We start from the raw sequence: 21,146 nt of genomic DNA, 5'->3' as shown, positions 1-21,146 counted from the left end.
GGGGAGGAATGCGTGATGTCGGATCAGACTCCGGCCGAGGCCGAGTTCGAACAGGCCTGGGCCGACGAGAGGTACACCCGGGTGGTTCTGCCGGCCGTGGACGTGAACCGGATCCTGGGGGAGCGGTACGTCACTGGCGAGCCGGTGGCCCTGGACCGGGCGGGGCTCTGGGACATGGAAGTCCGGAAAGCCGGCAACCCGGGTGCCTTCATTCCGCACGTCATCGAGGAGGGCTCCGCTTCCGCCTGGGTGCCGGGCCGGGAGGGTGCGGAGCTGGGGGACGCGTTCGTCCGGCAGTCGCGGCAGAGACTGTGGCTCGAGCCGGGCGAGTACGGACTCGTGCTCGAAGAGACGTATCTGGACCATGACCGGCAGGTGGTGACCTTCCTCGGGCGGGAGGCCTTCTCCGACGTGCACGGCGGTCCTTTGCGTGCGGATGGCCGCCAGCCCCTGTTCCACGTACAGCACGGGGTCGCGGGTACGGATGAGCGCCCGGTCAATACCTGGCGGATCGTCCTGCTGACCGAGGAGCCGGACGACCGGCTGGTGAAGGTCTTCGACCGGATGGCCGGTGATCCTTGGCTGCCCGAGTTCGTCGAGCTGTACGTGACGGACGTGCTCGGGATCGCGCTGACGCGCCGGGACGACGTCTGAGGGACGGTGTGAAAGGGCCTCCGCCTTGTGGTGGGGGCCCTGTGCGTGAGGGGAGTCCGGGGCCGCTCGTCAAGTCCCGAATCTTCGGGCCATGACCGGGGGCGGGGTTCGGGGCGCAATGGGATCAGCAGGAGTTCCAAGGCCCTCGATCCACGGGAGGAACCTCATGAGCAACGAACGGATTCGACACCTCGCCCACACGGTCAGGACGGCCCTGGCCGGCGACGGCGCCTCCCCGTCCCCGTCCGTGTCTTCTTCCCGCTTCGATACCGGCCGCGACGCCGCCGTCGAGACGGGCCGGGCGCCCTGGACCGGGGAAATGGCGGCCCCGTCGTTCATGATCCTGGTGGCCGGGCCCCGACGGTAGGGCGAGTGGCGCGGCGGTGGTCAGTCGCCGTCGCGCTGCTGGGGGATGCGGAAGGCCAGGATGGCCATGTCGTCGGAGGCGGGTTCGGCGGCGAAGCGTTCCACCGCGCGCAGGACGCGGGAGGCGACGGCGCCGGCGGTGAGGCCCGTACAGGTGGTGAGGACCTCGGTGAGGCCGTCGTCGCCGAGCATGCGGGTGCCCTCGCGGCGTTCGGTGACTCCGTCGGTGACGCAGAGCAGGACGTCGCCCGGGTCCAGGGTGAGGGTCTGCTCGTAGAGGTCCAGGTCGTCCAGGACGCCGAGGAGGGGCTGCGGGTCGGCGGCGGGGGTGACCTCGCCGTTCGGGCGCAGGCGCAGCGGCAGGGGGTGGCCTGCGCAGACGACCTTCATGTGGGCGCCGCCGTCGGGCTGGGGGTGCAGCTCGCCGTAGAGGAGCGTCAGGAAGCGGCTGCGGTCGCCCTCGTCGAGGATCGCCGCGTTGAGGCGCTCCAGTACGGCCGGGCCGCCGAGGCCCTCGCGGGCCAGGAGGCGCAGGGCGTGGCGGGCCAGGCCGGTGACGGCGGCTGCTTCCGGGCCGGTACCGCAGACGTCGCCGATGGCGAACCCGTAGACGCCGGGGCGGATCGGGAAGACGTCGTAGAAGTCGCCGCCCACCTCGTTGCCCTCGCCGGCGGCGCGGTAGATGACCTCGACCTCGATGCCGGGGATGGTCGGGGAGCCGGGCGGCAGCAGGCTGCGCTGGAGGGAGCGGCTGATGGCGGTGCGCTCGGAGTACAGGCGGGCGTTGTCCAGGGCGAGTGCGGCGCGGCGGGAGAGGTCCTCGGCGAGTTCGAGGATCTCCTGCCGGAAGTGCTCCTCGGAGGGCTTGCCGAGGGTCAGCATGCCGATGACGCGGTTGCGGGCGAGGAGCGGGAGGACCACGGTCTCGCCGCCGACCGCCAGGGAGGTCTCGGGCCAGGGACGGGCGCCGGACTCGCGGACCGGCTCGGGCGGGCTGACCTGGGCGAGCAGGGCCTTGAGGCCGTCGATGCGTTCCTCGTCCTCGTGCAGGACGTACGAGAGGAACGGGTCGGAGGACTGGTCGGCGATCGTGTAGACGGCGCACCAGGTGGCGAGGGTGGGGACGGTCATCTGGGCCATGAGGGCCAGGGTCTGGTCCCGGTCCAGGGTTCCGGCGAGCAGGTCGGAGGCCTCTACGAGGAAGGAGAGGGAGCCGCGGCGCAGCCGTTCGAGCTCGCCGAGGCGGGCCGATTCCACGGCGAGGGCGATGCGGTCCGCGGCGAACTGCAGGCGCAGGGCGTCGTCGTTGGAGTAGCGGCCGGGGATCTCGGCGGCGACGCCGAGGGAGCCGGTGAGGCGGCCCTCGACCTTGAGGGGGACGGTGATGGCGGAGCGCATGCCGGTGGCTTCCAGGAGGGGCACCGCGCCGGGGACGACGACGAGGTCCTCGTGGACGGCGGGCATGCGGGCGCTGCCGTACCGGTTGGTGCCGGCTTCGACGGGGACGCGGGCGAAGCGCTGGCGGGTGGAGGGCAGTCCGGTGGTGGCGCGGACTTCGAGCTCGGTCTCGTCGTCGGTGGCGAGGAGGAGGAAGGCGGAGTCGGCGTCGAGGAGGTCGCGGGCGCGCTCCACGGTGCGCTGGAGGAGGCCGTCGAGGTCGTCGGGGGCGGGGGAGCCGATGAAGATCTCGAAGGGGTCCGTGGGGCGGGCCTCGGTCAGGTGGCCGCCGTCCATGGGGACGCGTACGGGGCTCTGCAGCAGGGCGCGCTCGTCGTCGTGCACGAGCAGGCAGACGATGGAGGGCTCGCCGTGGGCATCGCGGACCCGCAGGTGGGAGGCGTAGATCGGGATGACGCGGCCGTCGGCGCCGCGGATGCCGTAGCTGCCCTCCCAGCGGGACAGGCGCAGGGCCTCGGCGATGCCGGTGCCGGTGCCGGGGGTCTGCGGCCAGGCGGCGAGCTCGGCGAGCGGGCGGCCGACCGCCTTCGCGGCGAGGTGGCCGAAGATGATCTCGGCGTCCTCGTTCCAGGCGGAGACGGCGCCGGCGGAGTCGATCTGCAGGACGGCGACACGGACCCGGCTGTCGGCCAGGGGCAGGAGCTGGTCGGGGACGACGGGTCCCGCGGAACGGGTACCGACCGGACGGTCCGGCATGTCGAGCCGGAACCACACGTGCTTGTGGGTGGCGGTGTACTCGACGCCCCAGCGGGTGGCGAGGGCGGCGCAGAGCATGAGCCCGCGGCCGTTCTCGCGGTCGGGATCGGCGTACGGGCGCTCGCCGGGGTGCTGGAGCGGGAGCTCGCGCTCCGGGTAGCGATCGGCCACCTCGACCCGTACGCCGTCCTCGGTGCGCAGGCACAGGACTTCGGCGCGGGTGCCGGCGTGGACCACGGCGTTGGTGACGAGCTCGCTGGTGAGGACGACCGCGTCGTCGGTGATGTCCGAGAAACCCCAGCCCTGGAGGGTGTCGCGGACGAATGCGCGGGCAGCAGCGACCGAACGCCCCTGTGGATCGAAACTGGCAGCCGCCCGTGCCGTGATCACAAGTCTCCTTCGACGCGGTGGACAACGGATGCCAGGTTACTTACCTTCACGGTCGCCATGGTGCCGTCGTCGGGGAATCCACCCACAGGGTGTGGCCGGTGTGCGATGGTGCCGGAGTGTTATGGCCGGGTTCGGCCGGGGTGAAACACTGGGCAGGCTTGGAGCCGGGTAGTTAGTGGGCGCGGCGCAAATGGGCACGGCGTAGATGGGCACGGCGTAAGTGGACGCAGTCTGATGAACAAGATGCCCGGTGGAACAGTGGTCGACCCTTTCGGGAGGGACACGGTGGAGGCTGGCGCGGCGGTGCGGCGTACGGGAACGCGCCCGAAGGGAGGACGCTCCCGGCGGGGCGTGACGACGGAAGTCGATACCGCGGCCCTGAACAGGCTGCTCACGGCCCTGGTGTCGATGCGGGACGGGAACTTCCGCAAGCGCCTGACGGTGTCCGGCGACGGGGTGATGGCGGAGATCGCCGCCGTCTACAACGAGGTGGCCGACCGCAATCTCCACCTGACCGGGGAACTGTCCCGGGTGCGGCGGATGGTGGGCCGCGAGGGCAAGCTCAGCGAACGGCTGGAAACAGGCGCCTGCGAGGGCTCCTGGGCGGCCGCGATCGATGCCTCGAACCAGCTGGTGGACGATCTGGCCCGGCCGGTGTCCGAGGTGGGCCGGGTGCTGTCGGCGGTCGCCGAGGGTGACCTCGACCAGCGCATGGACCTGCGGACCCAGGCCGCGGAGGGTGCCGGGCACCCGCTGCGCGGGGAGTTCCTGAAGGTCGGGCGGACGGTCAACAACCTGGTCGACCAGCTCTCCGCGTTCACCGACGAGGTGACGCGGGTGGCGCTGGAGGTCGGTACCGAGGGCAAGCTCGGCGGCCAGGCGCAGGTGCGCGGAATGTCCGGATCCTGGAAGGATCTGACCGACTCCGTCAACACGATGGCGTACCGGCTCACCGCCCAGGTGCGTGACATTGCTCTCGTGACGACGGCGGTGGCCAAGGGCGATCTGTCGCGCAAGGTCACCGTGCACGTGGCCGGCGAGATGCTGCAGCTGAAGAACACCGTGAACACGATGGTGGACCAGCTCTCCTCGTTCTCCTCCGAGGTGACCCGCGTGGCCCGCGAGGTGGGTACGGAGGGCGAGCTCGGCGGCCAGGCGAAGGTGCCCGGGGTCGCGGGCGTGTGGAAGGACCTGACCGACTCGGTCAACACGATGGCCGGCAACCTGACGGCCCAGGTGCGCGGCATCGCCCAGGTGACGACGGCGGTGGCCAACGGCGACCTGTCGCAGAAGGTCCGGGTCAGCGCGCGCGGCGAGGTCGCGCAGCTGGCCGAAACGATCAACCAGATGACCGAGACGCTACGGACCTTCGCGGACGAGGTCACCCGCGTGGCCAGCGAGGTCGGGGCGAAGGGCCTGCTCGGCGGGCAGGCGCAGGTGCCGGGCGCGGCGGGGACGTGGAAGGACCTCACCGACTCGGTGAACACGGTCTTCCGCAACCTCACCACGCAGGTGCGCGACATCGCCCAGGTGACGACGGCGGTGGCCAACGGCGACCTGTCGCAGAAGGTCACGGTGAACGTGGCCGGCGAGATGCTGGAGCTGAAGAACACCGTCAACACGATGGTGGACCAGCTCCAGTCCTTCGGTGCAGAAGTGACGCGGGTGGCCCGTGAGGTCGGCGTCGAGGGTGAACTGGGCGGCCAGGCGCAGGTGCCGGGCGCGGCGGGGACGTGGAAGGACCTCACCGACTCGGTGAACACCGCCTTCCGCAACCTCACCGGGCAGGTCCGCAACATCGCCCAGGTGACGACGGCGGTGGCCAACGGCGACCTGTCGCAGAAGGTCACGGTCGACGTCTCCGGCGAGATGCTCCAGCTGAAGAACACCGTGAACACGATGGTGGACCAGCTGTCCTCCTTCGCCGACCAGGTCACGCGGATGGCGCGGGACGTGGGCACGGAGGGCCGGCTCGGCGGCCAGGCACGGGTCGAGGGGGTGTCCGGCACCTGGAAGGAGCTCACCGACTCCGTCAACTTCATGGCCGGGAACCTGACCTCCCAGGTGCGCCAGATCGCCCAGGTGACCACGGCCGTGGCACGCGGCGACCTCTCCCAGAAGATCGACGTGGACGCGCGCGGCGAGATCCTGGAGCTCAAGAACACGATCAACACGATGGTCGACCAGCTCTCGGCCTTCGCCGAGCAGGTGACCCGGGTGGCCCGGGACGTGGGTACGGAAGGCCGGCTCGGCGGTCAGGCGCAGGTGCCCGGTGTGGCCGGCGTGTGGCGCGACCTGACGGATTCCGTCAACGGCATGGCCGGGAACCTGACCTCGCAGGTGCGCAACATCGCGCAGGTCGCCACCGCGGTGGCGCGCGGCGACCTGTCGCAGAAGATCGAGGTCGACGCCCGGGGCGAGATCCTGGAGCTGAAGAACACCCTCAACACGATGGTCGACCAGCTCTCGAACTTCGCGGAGCAGGTGACCCGGGTGGCCCGCGAGGTGGGCACCGAGGGCATCCTGGGCGGCCAGGCCGAGGTGAAGGGCGTCTCCGGCACCTGGAAGGACCTCACCCAGTCCGTCAACTTCATGGCGAACAACCTGACCTCGCAGGTGCGCAACATCGCCGAGGTGACCACGGCGGTCGCCATGGGCGACCTCTCCAAGAAGATCACCGTCGATGCCAAGGGCGAGATCCTGGAGCTCGTCACCACCGTGAACACGATGGTGGACCAGCTGTCGTCCTTCGCCGAGCAGGTGACGCGGGTGGCCCGCGAGGTGGGTACCGAGGGCATCCTCGGCGGCCAGGCCCGGGTGCGGGGGGTGACCGGCATCTGGAAGGACCTCAGCGACAACGTCAACACGATGGCCGGCAATCTGACCGCCCAGGTGCGCGGGATCGCGCAGGTGTCGACCGCGGTGGCCAACGGCGACCTGACCAAGACGGTCACCGTCGAGGCGCGCGGCGAGGTCGCGCAGCTCGCCGACACCGTCAACACGATGGTCAAGACCCTGTCGTCCTTCGCCGACGAGGTCACGCGCGTGGCCCGCGAGGTGGGTACGGAGGGCCGTCTGGGCGGCCAGGCGCACGTGCCCGGGGTCTCCGGGACGTGGAAGGACCTCACCGACTCGGTGAACTTCATGGCCTCCAACCTCACCGGCCAGGTGCGGCAGATCGCCATGGTCACGACCGCCATCGCCAAGGGCGACATGACCAAGAAGATCGACATCGACGCGCGCGGGGAGATCCTGGAGCTCAAGACCACGATCAACACGATGGTCGACCAGCTCTCCTCCTTCGCCGACCAGGTGACCCGGGTGGCCCGCGAGGTGGGTACCGAGGGCATCCTCGGCGGCCAGGCGCGGGTGCGGGACGTGGACGGCACCTGGCGGGACCTGACCGAGTCCGTGAACGAGATGGCCGGGAACCTCACCCGGCAGGTGCGGGCCATCGCGGCCGTCGCCACGGCGGTGACCCGGGGCGATCTCAACCTGAAGATCGACGTGGACGCGGCCGGCGAGATCCAGGTGCTCCAGGACAACCTCAACACGATGATCGCCAACCTGCGCGACACCACCTTGGCCAACAAGGAGCAGGACTGGCTCAAGGGCAACCTCGCCCGCATCTCCGCCCTGATGCAGGGCCGCCGCGAGCTGGACGACGTGGCTTCGCTGATCATGAGCGAGCTGACCCCGGTGGTCTCCGCGCAGCACGGGGCGTTCTTCCTGGCGCTGCCGACCGGGGGCACCACCGAGATCGGGACCGACGGGGGCGCGGACGGCTCGTACGAGCTGCGGATGCGCGGGAGTTACGCGTACGCCGGCGGGCAGATGCCCATCTCCTTCCGGCCGGGGGAGGGACTGATCGGGATGGTCGCCGAGGAGAAGCGGATGGTGCTCATCGAGAACACCCCGCCCGGCTACCTGAAGATCTCCTCGGGGCTCGGCGAGGCACCGCCGGCGCACGTGATCGTGCTGCCCGTGCTCTTCGAGGGGAAGGTGCTCGGCGTCATCGAGCTGGCCTCCTTCCAGCCCTTCACGCAGATCCAGAAGGACTTCCTCAGCCAGATCGCCGAGATGATCGGTACGAGCGTCAACACCATCTCCGTCAACTCCAAGACGGAGATGCTGCTCAAGCAGTCGCAGGAGATGACCGAGCAGCTGCGCGAGCGCTCCGACGAGCTGGAGAACCGGCAGAAGGCCCTCCAGGCGGCCAACGCCGAGCTGGAGGAGAAGGCCGAGCTGCTGGCCCAGCAGAACCGGGACATCGAGGTGAAGAACACCGAGATCGAGGAGGCCCGGCAGGTCCTGGAGGAGCGCGCCGAGCAGCTCGCGGTCTCGATGCGGTACAAGAGCGAGTTCCTGGCGAACATGTCGCACGAGCTGCGGACCCCGCTCAACTCCCTGCTGATCCTGGCCAAGCTGCTCGCCGACAACGCGGACGAGAACCTCTCGCCCAAGCAGGTGGAGTTCGCCGAGACCATCCACGGGGCCGGCTCCGACCTGCTCCAGCTGATCAACGACATCCTCGACCTGTCGAAGGTCGAGGCCGGGAAGATGGACGTCTCCCCGACGCGGATCGCGCTGGTCCAGCTCGTCGACTACGTGGAGGCCACCTTCCGGCCGCTGACCGCGGAGAAGGGGCTCGACTTCTCGGTACGGGTCTCCCCGGAGCTCCCGGCGACCCTGCACACCGACGAGCAGCGGCTGCTGCAGGTGCTGCGCAACCTGCTGTCGAACGCGGTGAAGTTCACCGACACCGGGGCGGTGGAGCTGGTGATCCGGCCCGCCGGGGCCGATGTGCCCATCGCGATCCGCGAGCAGCTCCTGGAGGCCGGTTCGCTGCGGGAGGCCGACGCCGACCTGATCGCCTTCTCGGTGACGGACACCGGGATCGGGATCGCCGCGAGCAAGATGCTGGTGATCTTCGAGGCGTTCAAGCAGGCCGACGGGACCACCAGCCGCAAGTACGGCGGCACCGGCCTGGGCCTCTCCATCAGCCGGGAGATCGCCCGGCTGCTGGGCGGGGAGATCCACGCGGCGAGCGAGCCCGGCCGCGGGTCCACCTTCACCCTGTACCTGCCGCTGCACCCGAGCGAGCTGCCCCCGCAGGGGTACGCGCCGCCGACGCCCGGCGGGGCGCGCGGGGAGCTGTACCGCCGCCCGGCCGCCGAGGAGGTGCGGCCCGAGCTGCCGGCGGCGCCGGTGGCGCAGGGCCCCGTAGCGCCCGTGGGGCCGATGTCGCTGCCGCGGGCCGGGGAACCGGTCGGGCAGGGGTCCTCCGCGTTGTTCCGGCGGCGCCGCAAGGCGATGGCCGAGCCGCCGCTGCGGGCCGAGGTGCCCGGACAGGGCGACGCGGACGCGTGGGCCGTCGAGGAGCCGCTGCCCCAGGCGCCGCGGACGTACGACTTCCACGGCGAGCGGGTGCTGATCGTGGACGACGACGTGCGCAACGTCTTCGCGCTGACCAGCGTGCTCGAGCAGCACGGGCTGGCGGTGCTGTACGCGGAGAACGGCCGGGAGGGCATCGAGGTCCTGGAGCAGCACGACGACGTGGCGCTCGTGCTGATGGACATCATGATGCCGGAGATGGACGGGTACGCGACGACCTCGGCGATCCGGCGGATGCCGCAGTTCGAGGGGCTGCCGATCATCGCGCTGACGGCGAAGGCCATGAAGGGGGACCGGGAGAAGGCGATCGAGTCCGGTGCCTCGGACTACGTGACCAAGCCGGTCGAGCCCGACTACCTACTGTCGGTCATGGAAGGGCACATGCGCGGGGCCGGGGCGTGACCGGGCGGGCGGAGGACAACTCCCGTGGGAACCTTCTGCCCTTCCACCACGTTTCCGCTTCGTGCGCTGTGACATCTTGGTGACAGGGTGTGGCGATCTCGGGACTGGGGCTACGATGACCGGCACAAGGACGGACGGCGCAAGGATGCCGTCCTCTGGGGCGGGGCCCGGCGTACAGGCCGGAGCCAGGAGCCGGGGAGGCCCCATGCCGGGGCGAGGAGGACAGGGCATGGTGCAGAAGGCCAAGATCCTCCTGGTCGACGACCGGCCGGAGAATCTGCTGGCGCTGGAGGCCATCCTCTCCGCGCTCGATCAGACACTGGTCCGGGCGTCGTCGGGGGAGGAAGCGCTCAAGGCGCTGCTGACGGACGACTTCGCGGTCATCCTGCTCGACGTGCAGATGCCGGGCATGGACGGGTTCGAGACGGCCGCGCACATCAAGCGGCGGGAGCGGACCCGGGACATCCCGATCATCTTCCTGACGGCGATCAACCACGGTCCGCACCACACCTTCCGTGGGTACGCGGCGGGCGCGGTGGACTACATTTCCAAGCCCTTCGACCCGTGGGTGCTGCGGGCCAAGGTCTCGGTGTTCGTCGAGCTGTATACGAAGAACTGCCAACTGCGCGAGCAGGCTGCGCTGCTGAGGCTCCAGCTGGAGGGCGGCAGCTCCAACGGCGCGGTGGACGGCTCCAAGGAGACGGCCGGCCTGCTGGCCGAGCTCTCCGCGCGGCTCGCCGCGGTGGAGGAGCAGGCGGAGGCGCTGACCAAGCAGCTCGGCGAAGAGGCCGCCGATCCCTCGGTGGTGGCCACCGCGGCCCACCTGGAGCGCAAGCTCACCGGACTGCGGCGGGCGCTCGACGCGCTGGAGCCGGGGACCGGCGGGGGGAGTCCCGTACTGCCCGCTCAGGGCTGAGGTCCGGGCGGGCCCCTCGCCGACGGGCACGCGGGCCCGTTTGCCGGGCCGGTGGCGGTCCGTCGGGGGTCTGCCGGGCGTCTGTTGTCGTTCTGCCGGGGGCCTGTTGGCGGTCCGTCAGGTCTGGCGGGGCGTCATGGGGAGCCTCCGGTACGGGCCGAGGGCGCGGGCGTCTGCCTTCCGGGACTCGGAACGACACGAACGGGTGAAGGGGTGGGCACGCGTGTCCACCGGCGCGCGCACCGGTAACCTCGGGCGCATGGCCTCAAGTACGTCCGGTAAGGGTTCCCAGAGCACGGCGGGCACCGCGAAGGGCCGCACCGGCCGTACGACGGCGCCGGCGAAGAAAGCTGCCCCAGCACGCAAGCCGCCCGCCAAGAAGGCGGCGCCCGCCGCCAAGCGCGCCACCGTCAAGAAGGTCGCGCCCAAGCCCGCGCCGTCTCCCACCGGGGGAGTGCTGCGGTTGGTGCGCGCCTTCTGGCTCGGCATCGCGCACGCGGTCGGCGCCATCTTCCGCGGCATCGGCCAGGGCGCCAAGAACCTCGACCCGGCCCACCGCAAGGACGGCCTCGCCCTGCTGCTGCTCGCGCTCGCGCTGATCGTCGCCGCCGGGACCTGGTCGAACCTGAGCGGGCCCGTCGGAGACCTGGTGACCATGCTGGTCACCGGCGCCTTCGGGCGGCTCGACCTGCTCGTGCCGATCCTGCTCGGCGTCATGGCGGTACGTTTCATCCGCCATCCCGAACAGGCCGACGCCAACGGCCGCATCGGCATCGGGCTCTCCGCGCTGGTCATCGGAGTCCTGGGGCTCGTGCACATCGCCTGCGGAGCCCCCGGGCGCGACGAGGGCACCACCGCCATGCAGAACGCCGGCGGGCTGATCGGCTGGGGCGCGTCGAAGCCGCTGATCTTCACGATGGGCGCGCCGCTGGCCGTGCCGATGCTGGTGCTGCTCACCGTCTTCGGGCTGCTGGTGGTCACCGCCACCCCCGTCAACGCGATCCCGCAGCGGCTGCGGAGCGCGGGGATCCGGCTGGGGGTCATCGCTCCGAACGAGCACGACGCCGAGTACGCCGAGTACGCGGAGCGCGGGGACGCCGGGAGCGCGGCCTCGGCCGCCGCGGACCGGCACGATGCCGAGCAGTGGCGGGCCCGCTCCGGCGCCGCCGGGCCGGGAGACCCGGCGGAGGCCGCCGAGGAGGAGGCGCTCGCCCGGCGGCGCCCCAGGCGGTCCGCGGGCCGGCCGGCCATGGGCCGCGGGATGGACGCCGTCGACGTGGCCGCCGCGGCCGCGGCCGCGCTGGACGGGGTGGTGTACGGCGGGATGCCGCCCTCCCCGCTGGTCGCCGACCTCACGCAGGGCATCTCGGTGGAGCGCGAGGGCGCGGAGGTCACCGCTCCGGTCCCGGCGGCCCGGGAGGAGGGGCCCGCCGGGGAAGAGGGGGCCGCCCTCGAGGAGCGGCCGGCCCGCGAGGAGAAGCCCGCCGCCGCGGCCCCGCCGCACGACACCACCGCGGCGGCCTCCGGGACGCTGTCGGTTCCCGACCTGACCAAGGCCCCGCCCGAGACCCAGGCGCTGCCGCCCCGCGCCGAGCAGCTCCAGCTGCGCGGGGACATCACGTACTCCCTGCCCTCGCTGGACCTGCTGGAGAAGGGCGGGCCGGGCAAGACCCGCAGCGCCGCGAACGACGCGGTCGTGGCCTCGCTGACGAACGTGTTCATGGAGTTCAAGGTCGACGCGAAGGTCACCGGTTTCACCCGGGGGCCGACGGTGACCCGCTACGAGGTGGAGCTGGGCCCGGCCGTGAAGGTCGAGCGGATCACGGCGCTGGCGAAGAACATCGCCTACGCCGTGGCCTCCCCCGACGTGCGCATCATCAGCCCGATCCCGGGCAAGTCGGCGGTCGGCATCGAGATCCCGAACACCGACCGCGAGATGGTCAACCTGGGGGACGTGCTCCGGCTGGCGGACGCCGCCGAGGACGACCACCCGATGCTCGTCGCGCTCGGCAAGGACGTCGAGGGCGGCTACGTCATGGCCAACCTGGCGAAGATGCCGCACGTGCTGGTCGCCGGAGCCACTGGTTCCGGTAAATCCTCCTGCATCAACTGCCTGATCACCTCGGTGATGGTGCGGGCCACCCCGGAGGACGTCCGGATGGTGCTCGTGGACCCCAAGCGGGTGGAGCTGACGGCGTACGAGGGCATCCCGCACCTGATCACGCCGATCATCACCAACCCCAAGCGGGCCGCCGAGGCCCTCCAGTGGGTCGTGCGCGAGATGGACCTGCGCTACGACGACCTGGCGGCCTTCGGGTACCGGCACATCGACGACTTCAACAAGGCGATCCGCGACGGCAAGATCAAACTGCCGCCGGGCAGCGAGCGGGAGCTCAGCCCGTACCCGTACCTGCTGGTGATCGTCGACGAGCTCGCCGACCTGATGATGGTGGCCCCGCGCGACGTGGAGGACTCGATCGTCCGCATCACCCAGCTGGCCCGCGCGGCCGGCATCCACCTGGTGCTCGCCACGCAGCGGCCCTCGGTGGACGTGGTGACCGGTCTGATCAAGGCGAACGTGCCCTCGCGGCTCGCCTTCGCCACCTCCTCGCTCGCCGACAGCCGGGTCATCCTGGACCAGCCGGGCGCGGAGAAGCTGATCGGCAAGGGCGACGGGCTGTTCCTGCCGATGGGCGCGAACAAGCCCGTGCGGCTCCAGGGCGCCTTCGTCACCGAGGACGAGATCGCCGGGATCGTGCAGCACTGCAAGGACCAGATGGCGCCGGTCTTCCGCAACGACGTCACCGTCGGGCAGAAGCAGAAGAAGGAGATCGACGAGGACATCGGCGACGACCTGGACCTGCTGTGCCAGGCGGCCGAGCTGGTCGTCTCGACGCAGTTCGGGTCCACCTCGATGCTCCAGCGCAAGCTGCGGGTCGGCTTCGCGAAGGCCGGGCGGCTGATGGACCTGATGGAGTCGCGGGGGATCGTCGGGCCGAGCGAGGGGTCCAAGGCGCGCGACGTGCTGCTGAAGGCCGACGAACTGGACGGGGTGCTCGCGGTGATCCGGGGGGAGACTCCTCCCGAGTAATGCGCAAAGGATCGGGGGCAACCGTTTCCCCGGGTCGCGTGTCTAGTTGAGGGAGGTGGCGGCCCGTTCCGGGTCGCCGCACCGGGCGGGAGCCCTCTGGCCATTCGTATGGCGTAGGGAGGCACCCCTCCGGTTGCCTCACCCTTTCGTCACCCCCCTAGACTGGACTTCCAGCAGGTGGCTACACGCTCGAAAGGCGCCCTCGTGTCCATCGGCAACGCCAACTCCCCCGAAGATGAGCAGCCTTCGACCGACGACCGGTCCGAGGACCGCCTCGTCGAACGTTCCGTCGAAGAGCCGTCCATCGGGACGGCCCTCAAGAAGGCCCGGATCGCCGCCGGGCTGACTGTCGACGAGGTCAGTTCCACCACCCGCGTGCGCATTCCGATCGTGCACGCGATCGAATCCGACGATTTCACGCGCTGCGGCGGCGATGTCTATGCCCGCGGCCACATCCGTACGCTCGCCCGTGCCGTACGACTCGATCCGGAACCCCTGATCGACAGCTACGACGCGGCCCACGGCGGCCGGCCGGCACCCACCCCCGCCGCGCCGATGTTCGAAGCCGAGCGGATCCGCCCCGAACGGCAGCGGCCCAACTGGACCGCCGCCATGGTCGCCGCCATCGTCGCCGTGATCGGCTTCGTCGGCTTCACGGCCTTCGGCGGCGCCGACGAGAAGGCCAAGCGGCCGGTGGCGGAAGGCTCCGCCGCGCCGAAGCCCGCTCCCACCCCCAACGCCTCCAAGCCCTCGGTCCAGGCGACGCCGGCGCCTACGGCTCCCAAGCCGGAGCCCTCGGACAGCGCCATCGCCGCTGCGCCCAAGGACCTCGTCACGGTCGTCCTGACGGCCAACGACGGGGAGAGCTGGATCTCGGCCAAGGACCACAGCGGCCGCCTCCTCTTCGACGGCACCCTTGAACAGGGTCAGTCGAAGACGTTCACGGACAAGGAGTCCATCGACCTGGTGCTCGGCGACGCCGGGGTCGTGAAGCTCTTCGTGAACGGCAAGGAGATCAAGGACGAGTTCCAGCCCGGGCAGGTGGAACGTCTCACATACACCAAGGACGACCCCCGTGAGGGCCAGGCCCAGGCGGGCTGACCAGCAGGGAATAAAACGTTCCGGATCCCCGGGGTGCCACGTGGCACCCCGGGGATCTTGTCGTCCGGGACGGGAGGCGGGGGCCGGTGCCGGGACGAAGTAGTCTTGAGTCCATGCCCGAACGCCGTACCGTCGCCCTTGTCACTCTTGGCTGCGCCCGTAACGAGGTGGACTCGGAGGAGCTCGCAGGCCGCTTGGCGGCGGATGGCTGGGAGCTCGTCGAGGACGCCGCCGATGCGGACGTAGCCGTCGTCAACACCTGCGGCTTTGTCGAAGCCGCCAAGAAGGACTCCGTAGACGCCCTGCTGGAGGCCAATGATCTCAAGGATCACGGCCGCACGCAGGCCGTCGTAGCCGTCGGCTGTATGGCCGAGCGCTACGGCAAGGAACTTGCCGAAGCGCTCCCCGAGGCCGACGGCGTGCTCGGCTTCGACGACTACGCCGACATCTCCGACCGCCTCCAGACCATCCTCAACGGCGGCATCCACGCCTCCCACACCCCGCGCGACCGGCGCAAGCTGCTGCCGATCAGCCCGGCCGAGCGCCAGGACGCCGACGTGGCCCTCCCGGGACACGCGCAGGAGCCGGAAGCCGCCCCCGCGGACCTTCCGGAGGGCGTCGCGCCCGCCTCCGGTCCGCGTGCGCCGCTGCGCCGCCGGCTGGACAAGAGCCCGGTCGCCTCGGTCAAGCTCGCCTCCGGCTGCGACCGGCGCTGCTCCTTCTGCGCCATCCCGTCCTTCCGCGGCTCCTTCATCTCCCGCCGCCCCAGCGACGTGCTGGGCGAGACGCGCTGGCTCGCGGAGCAGGGCGTCAAGGAGATCATGCTGGTCTCCGAGAACAACACCTCGTACGGCAAGGACCTGGGCGACATCCGCCTGCTGGAGACCCTGCTGCCCGAGCTGGCCGAGGTGGACGGCATCGAGCGCGTCCGCGTCAGCTACCTCCAGCCCGCCGAGATGCGGCCCGGCCTGATCGACGTACTCACCTCGACCCCCAAGGTCGTCCCGTACTTCGACCTCTCCTTCCAGCACTCGGCCCCCGACGTGTTGCGCGCCATGCGCCGCTTCGGTGACACCGACCGGTTCCTGGAGCTGCTGGACACCATCCGCTCCAAGGCCCCGACGGCCGGCGTCCGGTCCAACTTCATCGTCGGCTTCCCCGGCGAGAAGGAGTCGGACTTCGCCGAGCTGGAGCGTTTCCTTAACCGAGCGCGGCTCGACGCCATCGGCGTCTTCGGTTACTCCGACGAGGACGGCACCGAGGCCGTCACGTACGAGAACAAGCTGGACGCCGACACCATCGCCGAGCGCCTCGCCCACATGCAGCGCCTCGCCGAGGAGCTCACCTCGCAGCGCGCGGAGGAGCGGATCGGAGAGACCCTGGAGGTGCTCGTCGAGACGGTCGTCCCGATCGACGAGGCCGAGGACGGAGAGGGTGCCTACGGGCGCGCCGCCCACCAGGCACCCGAGACCGACGGCCAGGTCGTCTTCACGGACGGCGCGGGCCTGGTCCCGGGGCGTATCGTCACGGCGAAGGTGGTCGGCACCCTGGGTGTGGACCTGGTGGCGGAGCCCCTGGGCGTGGATCTTGAGGAGGCGGCCGGATGACCGGAGCCCCGGCATCTGCGGCGGGCGGGACCGGCCGCCGGCCCGCGCCCGGCGCGAAGCTGGGCGCCGCGGCGGTCAATCAGGCCAGCCTGTGGAACATCGCCAACATCCTGACGATGATCCGGCTGGTCCTGGTGCCGGGATTCGTGATGCTGCTGCTCGCCGACGGGGGCTACGACCCCGTCTGGCGGGCGCTGGCGTGGGCGGCGTTCGCCGTCGCCATGATCACCGACATCTTCGACGGACACCTGGCCCGTACGTACAACCTGGTCACGGACTTCGGGAAGATCGCCGACCCCATCGCCGACAAGGCGATCATGGGGTCGGCATTGGTGTGTCTGTCCTGGCTCGGAGATCTGCCCTGGTGGGTCACCGGGGTGATCCTCGGCCGGGAACTCGGGATCACGCTCATGCGTTTCTGGGTCATCAGGTACGGAGTGATTCCCGCGAGCCGGGGCGGGAAGCTGAAGACCCTGACCCAGGGCGTGGCGGTGGGCATGTACGTGCTCGCGCTGACCGGGCCGCTGGCGACGCTGCGGTTCTGGGTGATGGCGGCCGCCGTCGTCCTGACCGTCGTCACGGGTCTGGACTACGTCCGCCAGGCCGTCGTGCTCCGGCGCAAGGGGCTCGCCGCGGAGCGTGCCGCGCGGTGAACCTGCCGGAGGACGACGCGGCGGTGCAAGAAGCGGGCGGATCTCAGGTGCCTGCTGAAGCGGTGCGGAATGTCGCCGGTGCTGCTGGGGACACTGGGGCGGTTGCGGCTGATGTGCTGCGACTCCTTGCGGAGAGTAACGGTACGGTCGCTGTCGCGGAGTCGCTGACCGGCGGAATGGTGGCCGCGGAGCTGACGGCCGTCCCGGGCGCCTCCAAGTCCTTCCGCGGGTCCGTGACGGCGTACGCGACCGAGCTCAAGCATCAGGTGCTGGGTGTGGACGCCGGGCTGCTCGCGGCGGAAGGCGCGGTGAACGCGCAGGTCGCGGAGGAGATGGCGGCCGGGGTGCGGCGCCTGCTCGGTGCGTCCTGGGGCATCGCGACCACCGGAGTGGCCGGTCCCGACCCTCAGGACGGACAGCCGGTGGGCACCGTTTTCATCGCCGTCGCAGGTCCCGGGGGCAGGAAAACGGCCCGGCTGCGGTTGAAAGGCTCCCGCGCGGAAATCCGTAGGGAGAGCACACGGACAGTGCTCGAGCTGTTCTCGAGCGAACTCCGCGAGAATCTGCGGGGGCAGGATACGGAACAGGACGGGGGGATTTGATGTTTGCAGCCCTGAGTGAACACGACATCGCTCCCCGCACGGCCGCCGCCCGAGGCGGTACGGTGGGGCGTGAAGGTTACGGCTACACGGTCAGAGGAGGGAGCCACCGATGATTCTGCTCCGTCGCCTGCTGGGTGACGTGCTGCGTCGGCAGCGCCAGCGCCAGGGCCGTACTCTGCGCGAAGTCTCCTCGTCCGCCCGAGTTTCGCTCGGCTATCTCTCCGAGGTGGAGCGGGGGCAGAAGGAGGCATCCTCCGAGCTGCTCTCCGCGATCTGCGACGCGCTTGACGTACGGATGTCAGAGCTGATGCGGGAAGTCAGCGACGAGCTTTCGCTCGCCGAGCTGGCCCAGTCCGCCGCGGCGAGCGAACCGGTGTCCGCACCGGTCCGCCCGATGCTCAATTCGGTATCCGTGGCCTCGGTCACGGGTGGCCCGGAACGGGTGACCATCAAGGCACCCGTGGAAGCGGTGAACGTCGTAGCCGCGTGATGCGTGCGTGCGTGTAGAGCGTATGAGTGTGGCCGGAGCCCCGGCCGGTGCCCTTCGGGCGTCGGCCGGGGCTCCTTGCCGTTCCGGGGGCGGATGTGGCGAGGGCGCCGTTCCGGTGCGGCGTGGAGGGGGAGCGGGCGGGGTGCGGGTCCGGGCGGGGTGCGGGAGGATGAGCCCGTTCGGGACTCCGGCCCCTGGAGGTGGCCGTGCGGCGGTTGCTGGGTATACCCGTGGGTCTGGCCCTCGCGCTGTCGGTGGGCGTCCTGTGGTGGTGGGCCGTGCTGCGGATCGTGCTGGCGCCGGCCGAGGCCGGGCCGGTGGAGGGTGCGGTCGCCGTCGGGGGATGGGGACTGGGACTGCTGCCGGTGCACTGCGTGCCGGGGCCTGTTGGCCGCCGTCGCCGAGGGGCTGCGGGCGGCGGGCGTGGTGACGGGGACGGCGGTGGAGGCGCCGCGGGCAACGGCGGCGTCCCGGGGAGCGGTGGGGAGCGGGCTGCTGCTGGGTCGGTGGGGGTCGGGGAGTCGGGGGCGGTGTCGCCGGGAGGCGGGGAGCAGGGGTCCGGCAATCGGGGCCCGGGGTAACGGGCGGTCCGGATGACCGGGTGCCCTGCGGTGGGAGCCGGGCGGGTGGTCACCAGGGCATGGCGACTCCACCGTTCGGGCGAAGGATCTGGCCCGTCATGAAGGACGAGGCGTCCGAGGCGAGGTAGAGCACCGCCTGGGCTATGTCCTCGGGCTCGCCCACGCGGCGCAGCGGGGACATCCGCGTCATCATCGCTTCGGTCTGCTCCTGGACCTCGGGGCTGTGCCGGCCGGTCATCGGGGTGCGGATCCAGCCGGGCGCGACGGCGTTGACGCGGATGCCGTGCGGGCCGGCCTCGGTGGCGAGGGTCTTGGTCAGCTGGACGACGGCGGCCTTGGCGGCGCTGTAGCAGAGCAGGCCGGGCTGGGCGGCGTCCACGGCGCCGGAGGCCATGGTGATGATCGAACCGGGCCGACCGGCCGCGATCATGGCGCGGGCGGCCTCCTGGCAGGTGCGGAGCACCCCCTTGAAATTGATGTCCAGGACCCGGTCGAGGTCCTCGTCGGACGTCTCCAGGACGCTGCTGCTGTGCATGATCCCGGCGATCGCGGCGGTGATGTCGAGCGGGCCGGCCTGCGCGATCGCCGCCTTGATCGCGGCGCGATCGGTCACGTCGAGGGGGTGGGCGGTGGCCCGGCCGCCGGCCTTGGTGACCAGTTCGACGGTTTCCTCCAGGCCCTGGTCGTCGCGGTCCGCGCAATGGACGGCGGCTCCGGCCTCGGCGAGGAGTACGGCGGTGGCCCGGCCGATGCCGCTGGCGGCGCCGGTGATCAGGGCGGTCCGGCCGGTGAGTTCGTACGCGCTGGGTGTAGGCATGCGGGGACGGTACGACCGGATCTGACGAAGCGTCAACTAAGGCGTCGGGCCGGATTGGCAACGGGGGCACCAGTAGGTGGGGCGGTCGTCCTGGGGGGCCTCGCGGACGAGGGTGCCGCAGCGCAGGCAGGGGCGGCGGGCGCGGCCGTAGACGAACAGGTCCTGGCCGGGGCGGCGGCTGCCGGTGGTGTTGCGGTGGCGGTCCTTGTTCGCGTCGAGGAGCCGGTGCGCGGCGGCGGCGAGGCGGGGGAGGGTGCCGGCCGGCAGGTCGCCCACCGGGGTCCAGGGTGTGACCTGGGCGAGGAAGCAGAGCTCGGCCTTGTAGATGTTGCCGATGCCGGCCAGGTTGCGCTGGTCGAGGAGGGCCTCGCCTAGGGGGCGGGCGGGGGCGGTGCGGAGGTTCGAGGCGGCGGCCTCCTCGTTCCAGTCGGGACCCAGGAGGTCGGGGCCGAGGTGGCCGACGGCGCGGTGTTCGTCGGCCGTGCGGAGCAGTTCCACGACGGGGAGGCGGTATCCGAAGGCGGTGTGGGTGGTGGTGCCGAGGATGACGCGGAGCTCGTGGGCGGGGGTGTGGGCGCCCCCGGGGGCGCCGGTGGTGGCGGGGAGGATGCGCCAGGTCCCGTCCATGCGGAGGTGGGTGTGGAGGGTGAGGAGGGGGTGACGGGGGTGGCAGGGGTGGCGGGTGGCACCTTCGGTGCCTTCGGTGGGGGCCGGGTCGCCGAAGCGGATGAGGAGGTGCTTGCCCCGGGGGACGACGGCGAGGGTGGTGAAGCCGGTGAGGTCGGCGGTGGCGAAGCGGGGGACGCGGAGGTCGGAGCGGGTGAGTTCCTTGCCCGCGAGGGCTTCGCGGAGCCGGGCCGCGGTGCGGTAGACGCTGTCTCCTTCGGGCATGCGGCCATTCTCCCGTGGGGGCGGGCCGGTGGGGTGCGGTCGGCCGGGGCGCCGCCGTCTGGTGCTTGTTCCCCGCCCCGCCCTTCCTCCGTTCCCCGGGGCTGCGCCCCGGACCCCGGTTCTGGGCTGCGCCCCGGACCCCGGTTCTGGGCTGCGCCCCGGACCCCGGTTCTGGGCTGTGCCTCGGACCCCGGTTCTGGGCTGTGCCCTGTACTCCGGTTCTGGGCTGAGTCTCGGGCCCTGGTTCTGGGCTGTGTCTCGGAGCGGTGGCTGCGTCCGCCTGTGCGCGGCAGTGTTTGTCAGTAGGAGGGTGTGCAGCGATGAGTTTGGGCGGCGTGGAGAGTCTCATCTCTGTTGTCGCGATCACAGGAGGAATGCGTGACTCAGCTACTGAGGGTCCAGAACTTCAACGTCTCGAGTGACGGCATCGGTGCCGGCGAGGACCAGACCCTGGAGAGGCCGTTCGGCCATGTCGATCCCGGGAGGCTGTTCGCATGGGCCGGTGCCACGGCGAGCTGGCCCATGCGCACCGACCCCGGGGGCAGCCGGGGCCTCGACGACCACTTCACGCGGGACTACGCACGCAACATCGGTGCCGAGATCATGGGCCGCAACAAGTTCGGGCCTCAGCGCGGGCCCTGGCAGGACCACGAGTGGCAGGGCTGGTGGGGTGACGAGCCCCCGTTCCACACCCCGGTGTTCGTCGTGACCCACCACGAGCGACCGTCGTTCACGCTCTCCGACACCACGTTCCACTTCGTCGCCGGCGACCCTGCCGCGGTCCTCGAGCAGGCCCGGGAGGCTGCGCAGGGCAAGGACGTCCGGCTCGGCGGCGGGGCCACCACCATCAGGCAGTTTCTCGACGCCGATCTCGTCGACACCCTGCACGTGGTGGTCTCGCCGCTGAAGCTCGGGTCCGGAGTCCGGCTCTGGGAGTCGCCCGACGAGCTGCTCGACCGGTTCCACCTGGAGGTCGTGCCCAGCCCGAGCGGGGTGGCGCACCTCCTGTTCTGGCGAAAGTGACGGCAGGCCCTGGC

14 protein-coding genes are annotated in these 21,146 nt (G+C 71.1%); 11 read left to right on the top strand and 3 right to left on the bottom strand.

Annotation, left to right across the window (positions count from 1 at the left end):
* Positions 1-15 precede the first annotated feature (15 nt).
* Entirely contained in the window at positions 16-654 is a 639-nt protein-coding gene (locus ACODT5_RS13965; RefSeq protein WP_422519479.1) for a hypothetical protein, read from the top strand.
* 166 nt (positions 655-820) lie between these two features.
* Positions 821-1,021, top strand: a complete 201-nt coding sequence (locus tag ACODT5_RS13960) for a hypothetical protein (RefSeq protein ID WP_422519478.1) — start codon at positions 821-823, stop codon at positions 1,019-1,021.
* 20 nt (positions 1,022-1,041) lie between these two features.
* Here ACODT5_RS13960 and ACODT5_RS13955 read toward each other — a convergent pair whose 3' ends face one another.
* Positions 1,042-3,564 carry a SpoIIE family protein phosphatase gene (locus ACODT5_RS13955; protein WP_422519477.1) on the bottom strand — a complete coding sequence of 841 codons (2,523 nt, stop codon included), beginning with the start codon at positions 3,562-3,564 and terminating at the stop codon, positions 1,042-1,044.
* A 285-nt stretch (positions 3,565-3,849) separates the two neighbouring features.
* On the opposite strand from ACODT5_RS13955, the gene ACODT5_RS13950 reads away from it, so the two are divergent.
* The 8 genes from ACODT5_RS13950 (at position 3,850) to ACODT5_RS13915 (ending at position 17,820) form a co-directional block, all read left to right on the top strand.
* Positions 3,850-9,360, top strand: coding sequence for a HAMP domain-containing protein (locus ACODT5_RS13950; protein WP_422519476.1), 5,511 nt, complete (start codon positions 3,850-3,852; stop codon positions 9,358-9,360).
* A 229-nt stretch (positions 9,361-9,589) separates the two neighbouring features.
* Positions 9,590-10,276: a response regulator gene (locus ACODT5_RS13945; protein WP_422519475.1), complete on the top strand. Its 687-nt coding sequence runs from the start codon at positions 9,590-9,592 to the stop codon at positions 10,274-10,276.
* A 259-nt stretch (positions 10,277-10,535) separates the two neighbouring features.
* Positions 10,536-13,367, top strand: coding sequence for an FtsK/SpoIIIE family DNA translocase (locus tag ACODT5_RS13940; protein ID WP_422519474.1), 2,832 nt, complete (start codon positions 10,536-10,538; stop codon positions 13,365-13,367).
* Positions 13,368-13,571: 204 nt separating this feature from the next.
* Entirely contained in the window at positions 13,572-14,468 is an 897-nt protein-coding gene (locus tag ACODT5_RS13935; RefSeq protein ID WP_422519473.1) for a helix-turn-helix domain-containing protein, read from the top strand.
* 113 nt (positions 14,469-14,581) lie between these two features.
* Positions 14,582-16,075, top strand: a complete 1,494-nt coding sequence (rimO, locus tag ACODT5_RS13930; RefSeq protein ID WP_422519472.1) for a 30S ribosomal protein S12 methylthiotransferase RimO — start codon at positions 14,582-14,584, stop codon at positions 16,073-16,075.
* Positions 16,072-16,728 (top strand): CDP-diacylglycerol--glycerol-3-phosphate 3-phosphatidyltransferase, encoded by a 657-nt coding sequence (gene pgsA / locus ACODT5_RS13925; RefSeq protein WP_327255230.1) that lies wholly within the window; start codon positions 16,072-16,074, stop codon positions 16,726-16,728. Before rimO ends, pgsA begins: the two co-directional genes overlap by 4 nt.
* Before the next feature lie 47 nt (positions 16,729-16,775).
* Positions 16,776-17,330 (top strand): CinA family protein, encoded by a 555-nt coding sequence (locus ACODT5_RS13920; protein ID WP_422519655.1) that lies wholly within the window; start codon positions 16,776-16,778, stop codon positions 17,328-17,330.
* 109 nt (positions 17,331-17,439) lie between these two features.
* Complete coding sequence (locus ACODT5_RS13915; RefSeq protein ID WP_112451800.1) at positions 17,440-17,820, top strand: helix-turn-helix domain-containing protein; 381 nt, start codon at positions 17,440-17,442, stop codon at positions 17,818-17,820.
* A 630-nt stretch (positions 17,821-18,450) separates the two neighbouring features.
* Here ACODT5_RS13915 and ACODT5_RS13910 read toward each other — a convergent pair.
* Together ACODT5_RS13910 and ACODT5_RS13905 are read right to left on the bottom strand one after the other, a co-directional pair.
* Entirely contained in the window at positions 18,451-19,218 is a 768-nt protein-coding gene (locus tag ACODT5_RS13910) for an SDR family NAD(P)-dependent oxidoreductase (RefSeq protein ID WP_422519471.1), read from the bottom strand.
* A 36-nt stretch (positions 19,219-19,254) separates the two neighbouring features.
* Positions 19,255-20,109, bottom strand: a complete 855-nt coding sequence (locus ACODT5_RS13905) for an Fpg/Nei family DNA glycosylase (RefSeq protein ID WP_422519470.1) — start codon at positions 20,107-20,109, stop codon at positions 19,255-19,257.
* A gap of 378 nt (positions 20,110-20,487) precedes the next feature.
* On the opposite strand from ACODT5_RS13905, the gene ACODT5_RS13900 reads away from it, so the two are divergent.
* Entirely contained in the window at positions 20,488-21,132 is a 645-nt protein-coding gene (locus ACODT5_RS13900) for a dihydrofolate reductase family protein (protein WP_422519469.1), read from the top strand.
* The last annotated feature ends 14 nt before the right edge of the window (positions 21,133-21,146 follow it).

This window comes from Streptomyces tatrensis, from assembly GCF_049310065.1.
Taxonomy (GTDB): Bacteria; Actinomycetota; Actinomycetes; order Streptomycetales; family Streptomycetaceae; genus Streptomyces.
Note: the sequence above shows the minus strand (reverse complement) of the source record. Positions and strands in the feature narration are given on the sequence as shown.